This window comes from Streptomyces sp. NPDC005648 (assembly GCF_040605395.1).
Taxonomy (GTDB): Bacteria; Actinomycetota; Actinomycetes; order Streptomycetales; family Streptomycetaceae; genus Streptomyces.
The window spans coordinates 1-15,772 of record NZ_JBEXCS010000027.1; the positions used below are offsets into that span (position 1 = coordinate 1).

General features: G+C 70.9%; 14 protein-coding genes. 5 read left to right on the forward strand and 9 right to left on the reverse strand.

Annotation, left to right across the window (positions count from 1 at the left end; all coding sequences use genetic code 11):
• Positions 1-259: 259 nt before the first annotated feature.
• Positions 260-1,054: an SGNH/GDSL hydrolase family protein gene (locus ABZT17_RS17715; RefSeq protein ID WP_356349708.1), complete on the forward strand. Its 795-nt coding sequence runs from the start codon at positions 260-262 to the stop codon at positions 1,052-1,054.
• 7 nt (positions 1,055-1,061) lie between these two features.
• On the opposite strand, the gene ABZT17_RS17720 is transcribed toward ABZT17_RS17715, so the two are convergent.
• The 4 genes from ABZT17_RS17720 to ABZT17_RS17735 form a co-directional block, all read right to left on the reverse strand.
• Entirely contained in the window at positions 1,062-2,654 is a 1,593-nt protein-coding gene (locus tag ABZT17_RS17720; protein ID WP_356349710.1) for a serine/threonine-protein kinase, read from the reverse strand.
• Between the two features lie 44 nt (positions 2,655-2,698).
• Positions 2,699-4,447 (reverse strand): sulfite exporter TauE/SafE family protein, encoded by a 1,749-nt coding sequence (locus ABZT17_RS17725; RefSeq protein WP_356349713.1) that lies wholly within the window; start codon positions 4,445-4,447, stop codon positions 2,699-2,701.
• Positions 4,444-5,961: a tetratricopeptide repeat protein gene (locus ABZT17_RS17730; protein WP_356349715.1), complete on the reverse strand. Its 1,518-nt coding sequence runs from the start codon at positions 5,959-5,961 to the stop codon at positions 4,444-4,446. Before ABZT17_RS17730 ends, ABZT17_RS17725 begins: the two co-directional genes overlap by 4 nt.
• Before the next feature lie 181 nt (positions 5,962-6,142).
• Positions 6,143-7,675 (reverse strand): DUF4331 domain-containing protein, encoded by a 1,533-nt coding sequence (locus ABZT17_RS17735; RefSeq protein WP_356349717.1) that lies wholly within the window; start codon positions 7,673-7,675, stop codon positions 6,143-6,145.
• A 249-nt stretch (positions 7,676-7,924) separates the two neighbouring features.
• On the opposite strand from ABZT17_RS17735, the gene ABZT17_RS17740 reads away from it, so the two are divergent.
• From ABZT17_RS17740 to ABZT17_RS17750, 3 genes are all read left to right on the forward strand, one after another.
• Positions 7,925-8,467, forward strand: a complete 543-nt coding sequence (locus tag ABZT17_RS17740) for a sigma-70 family RNA polymerase sigma factor (protein ID WP_356349719.1) — start codon at positions 7,925-7,927, stop codon at positions 8,465-8,467.
• Entirely contained in the window at positions 8,464-9,282 is an 819-nt protein-coding gene (locus tag ABZT17_RS17745; protein ID WP_356349722.1) for an anti-sigma factor, read from the forward strand. Before ABZT17_RS17740 ends, ABZT17_RS17745 begins: the two co-directional genes overlap by 4 nt.
• Before the next feature lie 126 nt (positions 9,283-9,408).
• Complete coding sequence (locus ABZT17_RS17750; RefSeq protein WP_356349724.1) at positions 9,409-9,678, forward strand: hypothetical protein; 270 nt, start codon at positions 9,409-9,411, stop codon at positions 9,676-9,678.
• 147 nt (positions 9,679-9,825) lie between these two features.
• On the opposite strand, the gene ABZT17_RS17755 is transcribed toward ABZT17_RS17750, so the two are convergent.
• Entirely contained in the window at positions 9,826-10,608 is a 783-nt protein-coding gene (locus ABZT17_RS17755; RefSeq protein ID WP_356349727.1) for an ABC transporter permease, read from the reverse strand.
• Positions 10,605-11,585, reverse strand: coding sequence for an ATP-binding cassette domain-containing protein (locus tag ABZT17_RS17760; protein WP_356349729.1), 981 nt, complete (start codon positions 11,583-11,585; stop codon positions 10,605-10,607). Before ABZT17_RS17760 ends, ABZT17_RS17755 begins: the two co-directional genes overlap by 4 nt.
• Positions 11,586-11,648: 63 nt before the next feature.
• On the opposite strand from ABZT17_RS17760, the gene ABZT17_RS17765 reads away from it, so the two are divergent.
• Positions 11,649-12,401 carry a TetR/AcrR family transcriptional regulator gene (locus ABZT17_RS17765; RefSeq protein WP_356349731.1) on the forward strand — a complete coding sequence of 251 codons (753 nt, stop codon included), beginning with the start codon at positions 11,649-11,651 and terminating at the stop codon, positions 12,399-12,401.
• Here ABZT17_RS17765 and ABZT17_RS17770 read toward each other — a convergent pair.
• From ABZT17_RS17770 to hmgA, 3 genes are read right to left on the reverse strand one after another with little or no spacing between them, the layout of a single operon-like run.
• The gene (locus ABZT17_RS17770; RefSeq protein ID WP_356349908.1) at positions 12,388-13,548 is read right to left on the reverse strand and encodes a type ISP restriction/modification enzyme; all 1,161 of its coding nucleotides are present in this window, start codon (positions 13,546-13,548) and stop codon (positions 12,388-12,390) included. The genes ABZT17_RS17765 and ABZT17_RS17770 overlap by 14 nt on opposite strands.
• A 26-nt stretch (positions 13,549-13,574) precedes the next feature.
• The gene (locus ABZT17_RS17775; protein WP_356349734.1) at positions 13,575-14,324 is read right to left on the reverse strand and encodes a GntR family transcriptional regulator; all 750 of its coding nucleotides are present in this window, start codon (positions 14,322-14,324) and stop codon (positions 13,575-13,577) included.
• 27 nt (positions 14,325-14,351) lie between these two features.
• Positions 14,352-15,677 (reverse strand): homogentisate 1,2-dioxygenase, encoded by a 1,326-nt coding sequence (gene hmgA / locus ABZT17_RS17780; RefSeq protein WP_356349737.1) that lies wholly within the window; start codon positions 15,675-15,677, stop codon positions 14,352-14,354.
• Between the last annotated feature and the right edge of the window lie 95 nt (positions 15,678-15,772).

Here is a 15,772-nt window from a genome sequence, read left to right on the forward strand (position 1 = left end):
CTCGTGGCTGCGCGCCTCGGGGTCGGACGCGCGGCTGTGGGGGGTGCGCGCGGTCGCGCGCACAGCCCGGAACGTCGCGTTCCCGTTCAAGGCCGAGTAAAGGATCTGCCAAGGGAGCGTCTGGGGCAAGGGAGTTGAGGGGGTGTCAACAAATCTGTCATGAGCACAAAATCAAGGATGTCTTTGGCATGGACACTTCCCGTCAATACGCGTAGTTGGTACGACGGTTGTGGCAGAGATCCTGCTAAAGGGAGGTTCCATGAGACGTTCCCGATTTGCCGCTTACGTCGGCTCGCTCCTCCTCGCCGCCGCCGCCGTCCTCACCGGGACGGGTACGGCCCACGCCGCCCAAGGCCCCTATGTGGCCCTGGGTGACTCCTACTCCTCCGGAGTCGGCGCCGGCAGCTACCTCTCCTCCAGCGGCGACTGCGACCGCAGCACCAAGGCGTACCCGTACCTGTGGGCGGCCGCGCATTCACCCTCGGCGTTCGACTTCACCGCCTGCTCGGGCGCTCGTACGGGTGATGTTCTGGCGAACCAGCTGGGCCCGCTCAGCTCCGCCACCGCCCTGGTCTCCCTCACCATCGGCGGCAACGACGCCGGCTTCTCCGACGTCATGACCACCTGCGTCCTCCAGTCCGACAGCGCCTGCACCTCCCGCATCAACACCGCGAAGGCGTACGTCGACTCGACGCTGCCGGGGCAGCTCGACAGCGTGTACGACGCGATCCGCGCCAAGGCACCGAACGCCCATGTCGTCGTCCTCGGCTACCCGCGCTTCTACAAGCTCGGCACCACCTGCGTCGGTCTCTCCGCGACCAAGCGGCAGGCGATCAACGGCGCGGCCGACTACCTCGACACCGCCATCAACAAGGTCGCCGCGAACCACGGCTTCAGCTTCGGCGACGTCCGCACCACCTTCAGCGGTCATGAGATCTGCTCGGGCAGCTCCTGGCTGCACAGTCTGAACCTGCTGAACATCGGCGAGTCGTACCATCCGACCGCGGCCGGCCAGTCCGGCGGCTATCTGCCGGTGCTCACCAGCGCGGCCTGACGCCGTCTCACAGAGAGGGCGAGGGTGAGGCACCACTGGGGGAGGCCCCGCCCGTCGGGGTCTCCGCCACACATGTCACCGAGAACGGCACAGAGTTGGACGTCGTCCGCTGCGGCGAGCGCACCTCGACACTGATCGAGTTCCGGAACGTCCCGGTGGTGTCGTACGTCGTCACGAACGCCCTGTCCTGCTTGGTCCGCCCACCGCCCTCGGGGAAGGACAGGGTCTTCCATCCCCGGTCCATCACCTGCCCGTCCTTCGACACCCAGCGGTAGGTGACCTCGGCCGGCAGCCGTCCCACCGTGAACGTCGCGGTGAAGCCGGGCGCGTCGCCCTGAGCCGGCGGACAGGTGCCGGAGTAGTCGGTGTTCGAGCCGGCGAGCGTGACGCTCACGGACTGCGGTGGAGCGCTGGAGGCGCTGCTGCTCCGGCTCGGCGTCGTACTGCCCGGGGTGCTGTGCGTGACCGTCGGCGAAGTCCCGGCGTCCGTCCGGGGGTTGTCGGCGTTGTTGCTGCCCTTGTCGCCGTTGCCCCGGTTCAACAGGGCGTACGTCAACCCGCCGATGGCCAGGGCGAGGACGACCACGCCGATGAGCAGGACCAGACCGGCGCGGCGGTTGCGCTCGGGTTCGCGGGGCGGGGCGACCGGGGCCGTCGGCGCCGGGGCGGGCACCGGCAGGGTGCGTTCCCCCGAGGGGTACGGGGCCGGCTCCGGGAAGGCCGCGATCGTCGGGGGGTACGGCGACGTCGGCACGGTCGCGCCGGAAGGGGTGCCCCCGGCCCCGATGAGCCGTAGGTCGTGCTCGGCCCGGTCGGCGGGGATGCGCTCGGCGGGATCCTTGCGCAGCAGCCCCTCGATGACCGGGGCGAGCGGACCGGCCCGGTGCGGCGGCGGCAGTTCCTCGTCCACGATCGCGCGCAGGGTGTTGAGCGGGGTCGCCTGACGGAACGGGGAGTTGCCCTCGACGGCCGCGTACAGCAGCACACCGAGCGACCAGAGATCGGACTCCGGACCCGGGGTTCTGCCCAACGCCCGCTCGGGGGCCAGGAACTCGGGCGAGCCGATCACCTCGCCGGTCATCGTCAGCGCGGAACTGCCCTCGACCTGCGCGATGCCGAAGTCGGTCAGCACCACCCGGCCGTCGTTGGACAGCAGTACGTTGGCCGGCTTCACATCCCGGTGCAGCACCCCGGCCTCGTGCGCCGCCCGCAGCGCGGCCAGCACCTCGGCGCCGATGTGCGCGGCCCGCTGAGGCTCCAACGGGCCCTCGGCGTCCAGCAGTTCGGCCAGCGAGATACCGCGCACCAGTTCCATCACGATCCACGGCCGGCCGTCCTGCGTGGCCACGTCGTACACCGTGACGACATTGCGGTTGGCGACCCGGGCGGCGGCCCACGCCTCGCGCTCCAGGCGGGCGTACATCCGACCGATGTCCGAGGCGGGCAGGCCCGCGGGCGCCCGCACCTCCTTGACGGCGACCTCGCGGTGCAGCACCTCGTCGCGGGCCCGCCACACCGTCCCCATGCCGCCCTCGCCGAGCGGGGACAGCAGACGGTAGCGGCCCGCGATCAGACGTTCACTGCCCGGTTCTTCCGACACCGACGCCCCCCACGGCATCTCACCTGATTCATTCACAAAGTAGCTCATCCGAGTGCGGATGCCGCCCCTTTGAGGACCAGTCCCGCCCCGAGAGCCACCACCAGCAACGCGGAACCCAGGGGAGCGGTCCTGCGCAGAAGGGCGGTCATCGGGTGGGTGGTCCAGCGGGGGCGCCTGTCCAGCACCCGATTCATCCCCGTACCCAACTTGACGACGGCGAACCCGGCGGCGGTCAGGGTGAGGGCCAGACCGATGCCGTACGCCACGACGAGCAGCAGCCCGAACCAGGCCTGTCCGAGCGCTGCGGCGCCCACGAGCACGACGACGGCGGAGGGGCTGGGGACCAGCCCGCCGGCGAAGCCCAGGAGGATCGTGCCGCGGACGGTGGGTGCGGTGGAGTGGGTGTGCGTGAAGCCGCCGTGGGTGTGTTCGACGGTGTCCGAGTCGTGGTGCGTGTGGCCGGACCCGTGGGGGTGGTCGTGCGTGTGGCCGTGCGGGTGCGGGTGCCCGTGGTCATGGGTGTGTCCGTGATCGTGCGTGTGCCCGTGATCGTGCGCGTGGGTCTCGGTGTCCGTCGCCGACGCGGTCCGCGTGTGGGCGGCGACCAGGACCAGGGACCGTTCCCCGGTGTCCTCGACCGCGTGTGTGTGGTCGTGCTCGTGCTTGTGGGGGTGGGGGTGGGGGTGGTCGTGGGGGTGGTCGTGGGTGTGCTCGTGACCGTGAGGGTGCTCGTGCCCGTGTCCGTGTCCGTGCCCGTGTGCGCGGTTGCGCCACGCCCGGCGTACGAGGTTGGCGCCCGCCGCGAGCACGAGGACGCCGCTCGCGATGCCCAGCCAGGCGATCACCGACGGGGTCGCCGCCGAGCCGGCCGTCACCAGGAGGCCCAGGGCCACCACGCCGAGGGTGTGGGTGACCGTGACCGAGGCGGCCAGGGGCAGGACGTCCTTGAGCCGGGCCCTGCCCCCGCGGGCCGCCGCCGTGGCCGCCATCAGGGTCTTGCCGTGGCCCGGGGCCAGTGCGTGCATCGCTCCCAGGACGATCGCGATCAGCAGGGCGAGCGCGGCGAAACCGGCGGTGAGGTGGTGGCGGGCGACCAGGTTGTTCAGGGCCTCGGTCCAGCGGTCGGCACCGCGCGGGAGGATGGAGGCGGCGGGGGCGTCCTGCTGGTCCTCGACGAGGGCCGGTCCGCCCGGGCGCACCCGCAGCGAGGCCGTCGAGGTGTCGGCGGGGGAGGAGAGCAACTCCTTCGGATAGCTGGTCAGTTCATGCGAGACGGACGTCTTCGGTACGTCCGTCGCGGTGAGCGTCATCCGGTCGCCGCGTGCCGTGATCTCCCGCCAGCCGGGGCCCGAGGTGGCGCCCTCGGCGTGGAAGCCGACGGTCGCCTTCCCGCCCTCGGGGAGCGGCGTGGTGAGGCGGCATTCGACGCGCAGGGTGTTCAGTCCGGCCTGTCCCGGCCGCAGCCGGGCCTTGCTGCTCTTCACGGTGAGGGTGGCGGCCCGCCCGTCCACGGTCGCCCTGCTGCCCGCGGCCGCCTTGTCGCACCGCTCCTTCGCCCACTCCGTCATACCGAGCCGTTTGATGTCCGGCTTGGCCTGGGTCGCCGGGATCTCGGCGAGGTCCTCGACATGGTCGACGCGGAGCTCGCCGGGGGCGGCCACCAGGCCGTCGTACCGGTTGACGGTGAAGTTGCCGAGAGGGTGCGCGCTCGCGCTGGTGGAAGGAGCCAGCGCGAGCGCGCAGGCCGCCGTGAGGACGGCCGCGGAGGTGGCGAGCGATCGACGGGTGTTCACTGAGCCGCCTCCAGGTTCTTGAGCGCCTTGCGGGCCTCGGAGGCACCCAGTGGCGAGAAGCCCGGGTTCAGCCTCAGGGCCGCTCGCAGCCAGGTGCGGGCGTCCTCGGTGTGGCCGGTGGCGCGTTCGATCATGCCGCGGTGGTAGAGGAAGGTGGCGTTGCGATACCCGGTCGCGGTGGCCTGCTTGGCGTACGGGAGGGCTTCCGCGTCCTTGCCGTTGACGTGCAGCGCCCAGGCGAGGGCGTCCGCCGTGTGCACGGTGTGGCGGCGGGCCCACTCGGCGCGGGCGGCGCGCAGGGCCGCGGCCTTGTCGCCGTGGTCGGCCGCCGCGAGGGCGGTGTCGAGGTCGGCGTTGACGCCGTAGGCGCGGGCCAGGGCGATCCAGGCGTCGACGAGGGCGTACTGGTCGTGGGCCTTCGCCTTGTCGCCGGCGGCACCGCGGTCCTCGTACATCTCGCCGAGTTCCACGAGGGGCTGGGGCAGTGGATAGCGGGCGACGAGCTGTTCCATGTCCCTCAGCCCGGTCGCCTTGTCGCCGCTCGCGTACTCGGCGCGGGCACGGCCCTCCAGCGCCGGCAGGTAGGTGTCGTCGGCGGCGAGGGCGCGGGCGTAGTCGGTGAGCGCGGTCTTGTAGTCGCCCTGGTTCCAGGCGAGTTGACCGAGCTGGAAGGCGACGTAGGAGATGTCGCCCTTGGTGCTCGCGGTGCCGAGGGCCTGTTCCAGGACCCGGCGGGCCGTCTTCACGTCGCCGCGCAGCTCGTGGACGTACGCGTACCGGGTGAAGATCGGGATGCCCGGGCGCCGGGAGTCCGCGGTGTCGGCGGCCTTCGACGCGTCGGCGTAGCGGCCGAGTTCGACCAGGGCGTCGATACGGGAGGAGAGGGCGTTCTGGCTGTAGGGGTTCTCCTTCAGCACCCGGTCGGCGAAGTTCAGGGCGTCCTTGAAGTCGTGCCGGGCCGCGGCGAGGGCCGCCTGGCCGGTGATGGCCTGCTCGTTGCCGGGCTTCACGGCGAGGGAGCGCTTCAGCGCCTTGTCGGCCTGCGGGTAGCGGGAGGGGTCACCCTTGGTGCGGGCCTGCTCGACATAGGCGAGTCCGAGATTGGCCCAGCCGCCGAAGTCCCGTGGCTGCGCCTTGAGATGGGCCTGCAGGGAGAGGATGCTCGCGTCGATGTTCCCGCTGTTCAGCAGCGCCGGGGACAGCGCGCCGTCCGAGGAGGCGGAGACGGTCGTGGTGTTCCCGTCCCGGATGGCGCCGTAGGCGATGGACCCACCGGTGAGCGCCACGGCCAACAGGGCGGCGAGCCCGGCCAGTTGCCCGACATGCCAACGCCGGCCGACGGCGGCGACACGGCGGACGGCGGCGACACGCTCGTCGGCGGTTGTGCCCTCGGTGGAGCCGACAGCAGTGCCCTCCGTGGCGTCGACCGCCTCTTCCGGCTCCGGTGCGGTGACACCGCCGGTCTCAGCACCCTCCGAGGCGCGGTCTTCGCTGTCGTTCGTTCCCGGGCCCATCGCCCTCTCCTCAAGTGCCGTTCCATACAGGGATGTTGCCGCTGGAAGCGGCGCGGCCCGCACCGTGGGGGATGAGTACTGTGCGGGCCGCGCCAGTTCAGGGGTGACGCGATCCGCGGATCGGGCGGTGCCGCTCCGAAGAATTCCGCCCGATCCGCCGTCTTGGGACCGCTGCCGCGGTCTAGTAGACCCGGCTCCGCATCCGGCGCCACCACATGAGGCCCATGCCGATCAACGCGATACCGGCGGCGCCGCCACCGGCCGAAGCCGCGATCAGCGTGGTGTTGTCCATACCGCCGACCGACGTGGGCTGCAGGGCGTCACCGAGCTGGCTCTTGACGTCGCTGCCGCTGGAGACGCCCTTGGCGGTCGCACCGCGCGAACCGGAGGTGGGGTTGGCCAGGTACGGGAAGTACTTGCCGAAGCCCTTGTCGTTCTTGTCGACCGCGTCGCCCAGGTCGTTCTTGGAACCGACCAGTTCGCCCTCCATGACCTGCAGCGCCTCGTCGATCACGTCGTCGGTGAGCCGGCGCCCGTTCGGGAAGCCCGCGTTGTCACCGTCGAGGACACCGAGCCGCTTCGGGTAGGCGGTGGGCTTGATGGAGGTGTTGAGGCGCAGTTCCTCCGCCGGCTTCACGTACGGCGGCTGGTTGAGGCCCTTGACGCCCTTGAGGAACACGTCGACGAGGTCGTTGCGGGGCTCCGAGGGCGCCTTGATCTTGTAGATCCCCTCGATGAGCTTCGGCAGCTCCGGGTTGGTGACGTTCTTCAGGAACTGCGCGTCGTACGCGGGCGAGGACGCGTTGAACTTGTCCTTGTCCTTGATCGGGTTGACGACCTCGTTGACGAGCGGGTTGCCCAGGCGTGAGACCTGCTCGTAGTAGCCCTGGGCGTTCCTGCGCTGGACGGTCGACCAGATGCCGACGACCGGCTGCTTCTTCGACTCGGTGATCATGTCCGTCGGAATCTGCAGGGCGATCGAGTTGACGTTGTAGCCCTTGAGGGTGTCCCGGCCGACCTCGGAGAGGTTCCCGCCGTACAGCAGGTCGAAGACGCGCAGGTCGGCGAAGAACGGGTCGTCCGCCTGGCCGGCGAAGGTCTGCGCACCGTTGGGGAGCTTGTAGATCGCCTGCTCGCGCAGCTTGTTGTAGTCCGGCATCGACGCCTTGCCGACGTCCGACGGCGCCACCGGGACGTCGTCGGCGAGCTTCGAGCGGTACACGGCCTTGCCGTGCCTCAGCTTGACGAGCTCGATGTCGTACGTCTGCGTGATGTTGAGGTCGGGGTCGGCCAGGTTGCTGACCACGCCCGTGTTGTACAGGAACGACTTCTTGTTCTTCGTCTGCGTCCTGAACGTGTAGCGCAGCAGCAGATCGTCCTGCGCGTCCCCGTTGTTGTCGATGTGGAGGTCGTACTGGGCGTCGTCGCCGAACTGGTAGAAGTTCGGGCCGCCGGCCGGCTCCTCGAAGGGGATGAAGTTGGCGATGAGCGTCGTGGTGTCCGGCTTGTCCGGGCTGACGAACGCGTACAGGTCCGTGTTGTCGTACTGGGGCTGCCCCGAGATCAGCGGGGCCTCCCGGTGACTGGAGGCGGATGCCGCCCCCGGTTCCAGCGTGGCCACACCGGCGGCCGCGAGCCCGCCGGCCGCCAGTGCACCAGCTATGAGGGTCGCGATGCTCCTGCGTCCCGCGCCGCTCCTGGAGTCAGTTGTCATGCCGTCCGTCCTCAGTCCCAACTTGCCTGACGAACGCTGATTCGGAGCGGTCGCCGGAGTGGATTGGTGGAATCTCAAACGTCTTTACGGCGAACCCCTGATCTTGTTTCAGTCGAACCGCGAAACTTCTTCGTGGGGCGCGGACCCGCGTTTCGGACGCGCTGATCCGTACCCCATCCGGAGGTGCGTTCGTTGCGAATGCCTGGTGTGACGGGACGGGGCCCATGCGGGCGCGGAGAGGGGTACCGAGTGGAGGCTGACGAGCTTCTGGTGCTCGTGGCAGGCGGTGACCAGAAGGCGTTCGAGGAGCTGTACGGACTGGTGTCGGGTCCGGTGTTCGGACTGGTGCGCCGGGTCGTGCGGGATCCGGCGCAGTCGGAGGAGGTGGCGCAGGAGGTGCTGCTGGAACTCTGGCGCTCCGCCGCGAAGTTCGACCCCGGGCGCGGCAGCGCCCTGTCCTGGATCCTCACCGTCGCCCACCGCCGCGCCGTGGACCGGGTCCGCAGCGCCCGCGCGGCCGTCGACCGCGAACAGCGCGAGGCCCGCCGGGCCCATCACCCCGCCTTCGACCAGGTGACCGAGGAGGTCGAGGCGGGTCTGGAACGCGAATGGGTACGCCGCTGCCTGGACCGCCTCACCACCCTGCAGCGCCAGTCCGTCACCCTCGCCTACTACGACGGCTACACGTACCGTGAAGTGGCCGAGCGGCTCTCCCTGCCGCTGGGCACGGTCAAGACCCGTATGCGCGATGGACTCACCCAGCTGCGCAAGTGCCTGGGAGGTGTCGCATGAGTCTTCTCGCCCGACTGCTCCGCCGCGAGGATCTGCACTCGCTCGCGGCCCCCTACGCGCTCGACGCGCTGGAGTCCGGGGAGCGGTACCGCTTCGAGAAGCACCTGAGGACGTGTGACAGCTGCGCCGCCGAGGTGCGCGCCCTGTCCGAGGACGCGGCCCGCCTCGCCTGGTCGACGGCCGCCCCGCCGCCGGCCGCGATGCGCGACCGGGTGCTGGCCGCCGTACGCGCGACTCCGCAGGAACCGAGTCCGATGCCGGAGCACACGCCTCAGCTGCCGCCGCACGTCTGGGGCACGCAGCCGCCGCCGTCGCGCACTCGTGCGCCCCGCGAGCGCCGCCCCTTCTTCGTGCCGCTCGCCACGGCGACGGCCGCCGCGGCCCTCGTGGTCGCCTCCCTCTTCGCCGTGCAGGCCCGGCAGACCCAGGACAAGCTGGACGCCGCGCAGTCGCAGTCACGTGAGATCAACCACGTTCTCGCAGCTCCCGACACACGCGCGGCCACCGGCAAGGACAGCCGGGGCCGAAGCATCTCGGTGGTCGCCTCCGCCGCGGAGGGGCAGGCGATCGTCACGCTCAGCGGATACGCGCAGCCGCCCGGCGGACGCGTGCACCAGCTGTGGCAGATGCGCCCCCATGCGCAACCACGCTCCCTGGGGCTGTTCGAGCAGGGCGACACGCCCTTGGTCGCGACCGGCCTCAACAAGTCCGCTACATCACTCGCTGTGACCGTCGAGCCCGACGGGGGCTCACCACAGCCCACCAGCCAGCCGATTGTCCAACTCGCCCTGAAATCGGTTGGATTCGGAGAGTGACGGTGGAGGGGTCGTCAACACCCTTGCGGGGAAGGTGAATCCTGTGACCGCGATACACGAGTGCCCCACGAGGGCGATAGGGTTACCCTGCCCGGGCCGGGTGGACTCGTACGGGTGGGGAGTGACATGGAACAGATAACAGTGCGCAGCAGGGCCAGGGTCCCTGCGATCACCTACGGGAGCAGCGCGACCAGTTCGCGTCTGGACCGCCATCTCTCGGTGCTGGCGGGCCCTGCCGTCCCGCAGCGGGAGGCGGCCGAGGCGACGTCTCTGATGCGTGAGCTGACCGCGCGTGACACCACACAGAACCGCAGCGACCGGGGTGCGCGGGTCCGCAAGGTCTCGCTCTTCGCGCCGCTGCGCCGGCTGACTCGTTCACTGTTCGGCGGGCGCTGAGCGGCAGCGGCGTTCCCGCGACCGGTGTGCGTCGCGCTTCAGCATGGAGGGCGTCTTCGGTACGTTCCACCCGCTCGGTACCGAAGACAACCCCCCGCCCTCACCCGGCTGTTGAGATCGCCGACGTGGTGATGACCGCTGTCGGGATCACCGCTCGCCGTGCGTGTATCTGCGCACCGCCAGCGGCATGAACACGGCGATCACCGCCACGCTCCACACCAGTGACCCGGCGACCGGATGCGCCACCGGCCAGGCGCCCCCGGTCGGCACCGGCGCGTTCCCGAACAGGTGCCGCAGGGTCGTCGTCACCGCGCTGATCGGATTCCACTCGGCCAGGGCCCGCAGCCACCCCGCGAGCCCCTCGGTCGGGATGTAGGCGTTGGACAGCAGCGGCAGCACGAACGTGGAGGAGCCCAGCTGCCCGGCCGCGTCCTCGCTGCGGGTCAGCAGCCCGAGGAAGATCCCCACCGAGGTGCACGCGAACCGGAACAGCAGCAACAGCCCCACGGCACCCGCCACTTCGAGCGCGCTCCCCTCGATCCGCCAGCCCACCGCGAGCCCCACCAGCAGCAGCGGCACGGTTCCGATCGCGCTGACCGCCAGATCGGCGACCGCCTGTCCGAGGGGTACGGCGGCCCGGCTGACCGGCATCGCGCGGAACCGGTCCATCACACCCCGGTGCGAGTCGGCCGCGGCCTGGAACATCCCGGTCATGATCCCGCCCGCGGCCGTCGCGACCATCAGCCCCGGCACCAGGAAGGACCGGTACTCACGGCCGGGCATGGCGAGGGCGCTGCCGAAGACATAGCCGAAGAACAGCAGCATGTTGATCGGCATGACCTGGGTGAGGATCGCGAGGCCCGGACTGTTGCGGACCCGCCGCAGCTGACGGCCCACCATCGCGAGGCCGTCGTAGGCCAGTGCGCTCATGCCGCGGGCTCCTTGTCGTCCGCAGGGCCCGAGGGCCGGTCGGCCGGCTGTGGCTCGGTCAGCCGTAGGAAGACGTCGTCCAGCGTCGGCGTCCGCAGGCTGACGTCGAGCAACGGCACGCCCGCCGCGTCCAGTTCGCGCACCAGGCGCGGCAGCGTGAGCGTCGGGTCCCGGGTGACGGCGCCGACCGCGTGCCGTTCGTCGTCGAACGAGGGCTGAGCGCCCGTGAGCCGGTCCAGGACGCCGGCCGCTTCCGCCATCACGTCGGCGTGCGCGACGACGACCTCGACGTAGGACCCGATCAACGCCTTGAACTGCGCCGGTGACCCGGTGTGCGCCACCCGCCCCCGGTCCACCAGGGCTATGTCGTCGGCGAGCCGGTCGGCCTCCTCCAGGTACTGCGTGGTCAGCAGCACCGTCGTCCCGTCGGCGGTGAGTTCGCGGACCGCGTCCCAGATCAGATTGCGGCTGACGGGGTCGAGTCCGGTGGTCGGCTCGTCCAGGAACAGCACCTCGGGACGCCGGATCAGACTCGCCGCGAGGTCCAGCCGGCGGCGCATCCCGCCCGAGTAGGTGGACGCGGGCCGGTCGGCGGCCTCGGCGAGCCCGAACCGGTCGAGCAGCTCCCCGGCCCGCACGCCGGGCGCCCGCACCCGGTGCAGCCGGGCGAACAGCCGGAGGTTCTGACGTCCGGTGAGGTCACCGTCGATCGAGGCGTACTGCCCGGTGACGCCGATGCTCCGCCGTACGGCCGCCGCGTCCCGGACGAGGTCGTGCCCGGCGATCCGCGCCGAGCCGGCGTCCGGCCGCAGCAGGGTCGCCAGCAGCCGTACGGCCGTCGTCTTGCCGGCGCCGTTGGGCCCGAGGACTCCGCAGACCGTCCCCCGGGCCACCGCGAGATCCAGCCCGCGCACCGCGTGCACCTCGCCGAACCTTTTCTTCAGACCTTCACTAAGTACAGCGTACGTAGAAGTCATATCCTGACCATAGCGCACTGCGTACGGTGTACGTAACTAGCATGGTGTCCGAGGTGATGATCGATGGCGGGCCGAGCAGCGGTACCCGAAGTGATCTGGGCGCGGCCCGAGCGGGCGGGGCGGGGGCCGAGGCCCGCGTACACGCGTGCCGACATCGCGGCGGCGGCGGTGAGAATCGCCGACGAGGGCGGGCTGGACGCGGTGTCCATGCGGCATGTCGCGGCCGAACTCGGGTGCGGGACCATGTCGCTCTACAACTACGTCCCCCGCAAGGAGGACCTGTACGAGCTGATGGTGGACACCGTCAGCGGGGAGCACGAGCCGTGGGAGCCGTCGGGGGACTGGCGGGCCGACATGCGCCGGGTCGCCGACCAGACGAGGGAGCTGATGCACCGGCACCCCTGGATGCCGCGTCTGATGTCACCCGTGTACGGCTTCAGCCCGAACGCGCTGCGCTACCTGGAGCACTGCCTGGCCTGCCTGGACCCGCTCGAGGACATGACCTACGGCCTGAAGATGCAGCTGATCGGCCTGCTCAACGGTGTCGTGACGATCTATGTGTCGACCGAGATGGACGCCGCCGAGCGCACCCGCCACCTGCCCTGGTCCCAGGAGCAGGAGAACGCGGTGCGGATCGCGTATCTGGGCGGCCAGATCGCGAGCGGGGCGTATCCGCGGATGGCCGCCGCCTTCGCCGAGGACCCGGGGCCGATCGACATGGACGCCGTGTTCGGGCTCGCGCTGGAGAGGGTTCTCGACGCCTTCGACCCGGCCGGGCGCCGGCCCGGTTCCGGAACACGGCCTAGATCAGGGTGAACTGGCCTTCGGGGCCTTCCTCGTGGTGGTCGAGGACCGACGCCGGGCGGCGGGACGCCTCCGGCGCCGGCAGGACGCCCGCCTTCCTCAGCTCCTCCGTGCCGATCGGAGCCGTCACCGTCAACTCCCGCTGCCGCGGGCGCAGTTCCGCGAGCAGGGCCAGGACGGTGATCAGCTCCAGCAGCTCCGACGTCCACGTCTGCGGCCAGGTCGCCGGGCGGATCGCGGCCAGGGTGCCCGGTTCGGGCTCCGTCGTCCGGGCCGCGAACCACTGTTCCAGGACCCGGCCGCCCGCCGCCTCGAAGTCCCAGGCCTGCGGTGGCACCGGCGCGATACGGCCGTCGTCGAGGAGGAGGGTCTCCTCCTCGCGGTCGTAGCCGATCGTGAGGGGGCGGGAGGGGAGCGGGGCGCGGACGTAGGGGCGGCGGCCTCCCGGGAGCTTCGGGCGGTCGCCGTCACGGCGCATCAGCCACAGGACGCGGTGGCCCAGCTCCACTCCCCGTGACCACAGTTCGGGATCCTCGGTGAGCGGGACCGTCAGATCGGGGCGGACCGTCGCCGTCGTCCAGGCGAGGATGTCCAGGGGGGTGGGGGAGAGGCCCAGGCGGGCGCTGAGGTGGTCCCGCAGGCCCGGTGCCAGATTGGGTTCGGTGCCCCCGGGGCGGCGGTAGAGGGGGCGGATCCGGCCGGGGCGGAGCAGGGGGAGATGGGCCGTGGCCAGGAGAGGGGGGCCGGCCGGGTCGGAAGGTGTCTCGACAACGAAGATCTGGTGCTCGTCCGCCACCCGCCACAACTCCGGTCGCGCCGTGTCGATCAGACGGTGGTCGGGGATGAGCCACTGCTCGTCGAAGGGCGCGTGCAGGACGCGTACGGGGTCGGGACAGGGGCCCGAGGCCCGGATCAGCTTCTCCGTCCCGCTCGACTGGCCCGGGAGCCGCCCCACCGCCGTGCGCGGGGTGCGGGAGCGCGTGGGCTCGAACAGGGCCTCCCGGTCGGGGCCGTCCGCCTTCAGCAGCGCGTCCCAGCGGGCCTTCAGGGATGCCGCGTCGGGGCCCGTCGGCCACCCCCGGCCGAGCCGCGGCGGTGCGACGGACCACGGCATGAGGTCCGCCAGCGGCGGAGCGTCGTCGTGCGTCACGCCCCGCATCGTACGACCTGCCACTGACGGTGACCTCATGTGGCGTCCAGCGTGACGGTGAAGGAGAAGCGGTCGCCGCGGTAGTGGATCACCGCCGCGTCCAACACCCTTCCCGCGCCGTCGTAGGTCACACCCGTGTAGTGCAGGATCGGGCTGAGCAGCGGGACTTGGAGCAGCCGCGCCGTCTCGGGGTCCGCCAGACGCGCCTCGACGGTGTCCGTGATCCGGCTGATGTCCGCCCCCACGACATCCCGCAGCACCTTGGTCATCGGCCAGCGGACGAGGTCCGCGGGGTCGATACGGCCGGCCAGCTCCGGACGGACGTAGTTGCGGGCGTGGTTGGTCGGCTCGCCCGTCTTCTCGTCGCTGCGCAGCCGGTGGTACAGGGCCACCTCGTCGGTCTCGGGGAAGTACGCGGCGAGTTCGTTCGGCGGCGGCGCGTGGCCGTGGTCCAGCAGCTCGGTCGTCATGCCGGACTGCTGGGCCACGATCGCGTCCACGGAGCCCAGCAGCCGGACCGGGGCGGCCCGCCGGGCGTCCGGCTCGATGAAGGTGCCCCGGCGGCGGTGCCGGGTGATCAGGCCCTCGTCCTCCAGCTCCTTCAGCGCCTGCCGCATGGTCAGCACGCTCACCCCGTAGTGGCCCGCCAACTGCTCCTCCGTGGGCAGCCGCAGGGGGTCCTGCGGCGAGCGGCCGAGTATCGAGGCGCGCAGCGACTGCGACACCTGATACCAGAGCGGCAGTTTGCGGTTCAGGACGATCGAGTCCGGGGCGAAGGAGGTCACGGGGCCATCCGTACCGGCAGGGGATCTTCAGTGCAAGGGGCGGTAGTGCCGTTCGAGGCCCTGCCACACGTCGTCGTAGTGCCGCTGCAGATGGTCCGCCTGCGCCGCGTGCGCGGTGAGGGTGACCGGCCAGCGGGTCTCGAACATGAACGCCAGGCCGTCGTCCACCTTCTGCGGCGCCAGCTCGGCCGTGCTCGCCCGGTCGAACGTCTCCCGGTCCGGACCGTGCGCCGACATCATGTTGTGCAGCGAGCCGCCACCCGGTACGAACCCCCCCTTTCCGGCCGTCTTCGCGTCGTAGGCGCCCTCGATCAGGCCCATGTACTCGCTCATCACATTGCGGTGGAAGTACGGCGGCCGGAAGGTGTCCTCGCCCACCAGCCAGCGCGGCGCGAACACCACGAAGTCGACGCCCGCCAGGCCGGGGGTGTCCGAAGGGGACGTCAGCACGGTGAAGATCGACGGGTCGGGATGGTCGTAGGAGATGGTGCCGATGACATTGAAGCGGCGCAGGTCGTAGACGTAGGGGACATGGTTGCCGTGCCAGGCGACCACGTCGAGCGGGGAGTGGTCGTAGGTGGCCTGCCAGAGGTTGCCGCAGAACTTGTTGACCACCTCGACCGGGCCCTCGACGTCCTCGTAGGCGGCGACCGGGGCCCGGAAGTCGCGGGCGCCCGCGAGGCCGTTGGCGCCGATGGGGCCGAGGTCGGGGAGACGGAAGGGGGCCCCGTAGTTCTCGCACACATAGCCGTGGGCCGACGCGTCCAGTAGCTCCACACGGAAGCGGACCCCACGAGGGATCAGTGCCACATATGCGGGCTCCACATGGAGCTGCCCGAACTCGGTGTGCAGCAGCAGTCCGCCGCGCTGCGGGACGATCAGCAGCTCGCCGTCGGCGTCGCTGAAGACGCGGTCCATCGAGGAGTTGGCGTGATACAGGTGCACGGCCATGCCGGTGCGCTGGGTCGCGTCGCCGTTGCCGCCCAGGGTCCACAGACCGGCGAGGAAGTCGGTGCCGTCGGCGGGGTCGGGGAGGGGGTTCCAGCGCAGGCGGTTGGGGTCGGGGACGGACTCCGTGAAGGGGGCCGTGCGGATCCAGCCGTTGTGGGTGTGGGTGAACGGCGGATGGGCGGCCGAGGGGCGGATGCGGTAGAGCCAGGAGCGCCGGTTGTGGGCGCGGGGCTCGGTGAAGGCGGAGCCGCTCAGCTGCTCCGCGTACAGGCCGAGGGGTGCGCGCTGCGGGGAGTTGCGGCCCTCGGGGAGGGCGCCGGGCACCGCCTCGGAGCTGTGTTCGTTGCCGAACCCGCAGAGGTAGGTCAGGCCCTCCGCGGCCTTGCGCGCGTCCCCGGTCATGGTCGCTCCCTTGCGCATCGATTCCTATGGAACACCATAGGATTGCGGTTTCGCATGCGCAAGGGGTACGCGGTCCGTCCTCACCAGGGAGGACG

Coding starts and splice junctions, on each gene's coding strand:
- ABZT17_RS17715 (WP_356349708.1), top strand. CDS start 260: ATGAGACGTTCCCGATTTGCCGCTTACGTCGGCTCGCTCCTCCTCGCC.
- ABZT17_RS17730 (WP_356349715.1), bottom strand. CDS start 5,961: ATGGGCCCGGGAACGAACGACAGCGAAGACCGCGCCTCGGAGGGTGCT.
- ABZT17_RS17735 (WP_356349717.1), bottom strand. CDS start 7,675: ATGACAACTGACTCCAGGAGCGGCGCGGGACGCAGGAGCATCGCGACC.
- ABZT17_RS17745 (WP_356349722.1), top strand. CDS start 8,464: ATGAGTCTTCTCGCCCGACTGCTCCGCCGCGAGGATCTGCACTCGCTC.
- ABZT17_RS17750 (WP_356349724.1), top strand. CDS start 9,409: ATGGAACAGATAACAGTGCGCAGCAGGGCCAGGGTCCCTGCGATCACC.
- ABZT17_RS17755 (WP_356349727.1), bottom strand. CDS start 10,608: ATGAGCGCACTGGCCTACGACGGCCTCGCGATGGTGGGCCGTCAGCTG.
- ABZT17_RS17760 (WP_356349729.1), bottom strand. CDS start 11,585: ATGACTTCTACGTACGCTGTACTTAGTGAAGGTCTGAAGAAAAGGTTC.
- ABZT17_RS17765 (WP_356349731.1), top strand. CDS start 11,649: ATGGCGGGCCGAGCAGCGGTACCCGAAGTGATCTGGGCGCGGCCCGAG.
- ABZT17_RS17770 (WP_356349908.1), bottom strand. CDS start 13,548: ATGCGGGGCGTGACGCACGACGACGCTCCGCCGCTGGCGGACCTCATG.
- hmgA (WP_356349737.1), bottom strand. CDS start 15,677: ATGACCGGGGACGCGCGCAAGGCCGCGGAGGGCCTGACCTACCTCTGC.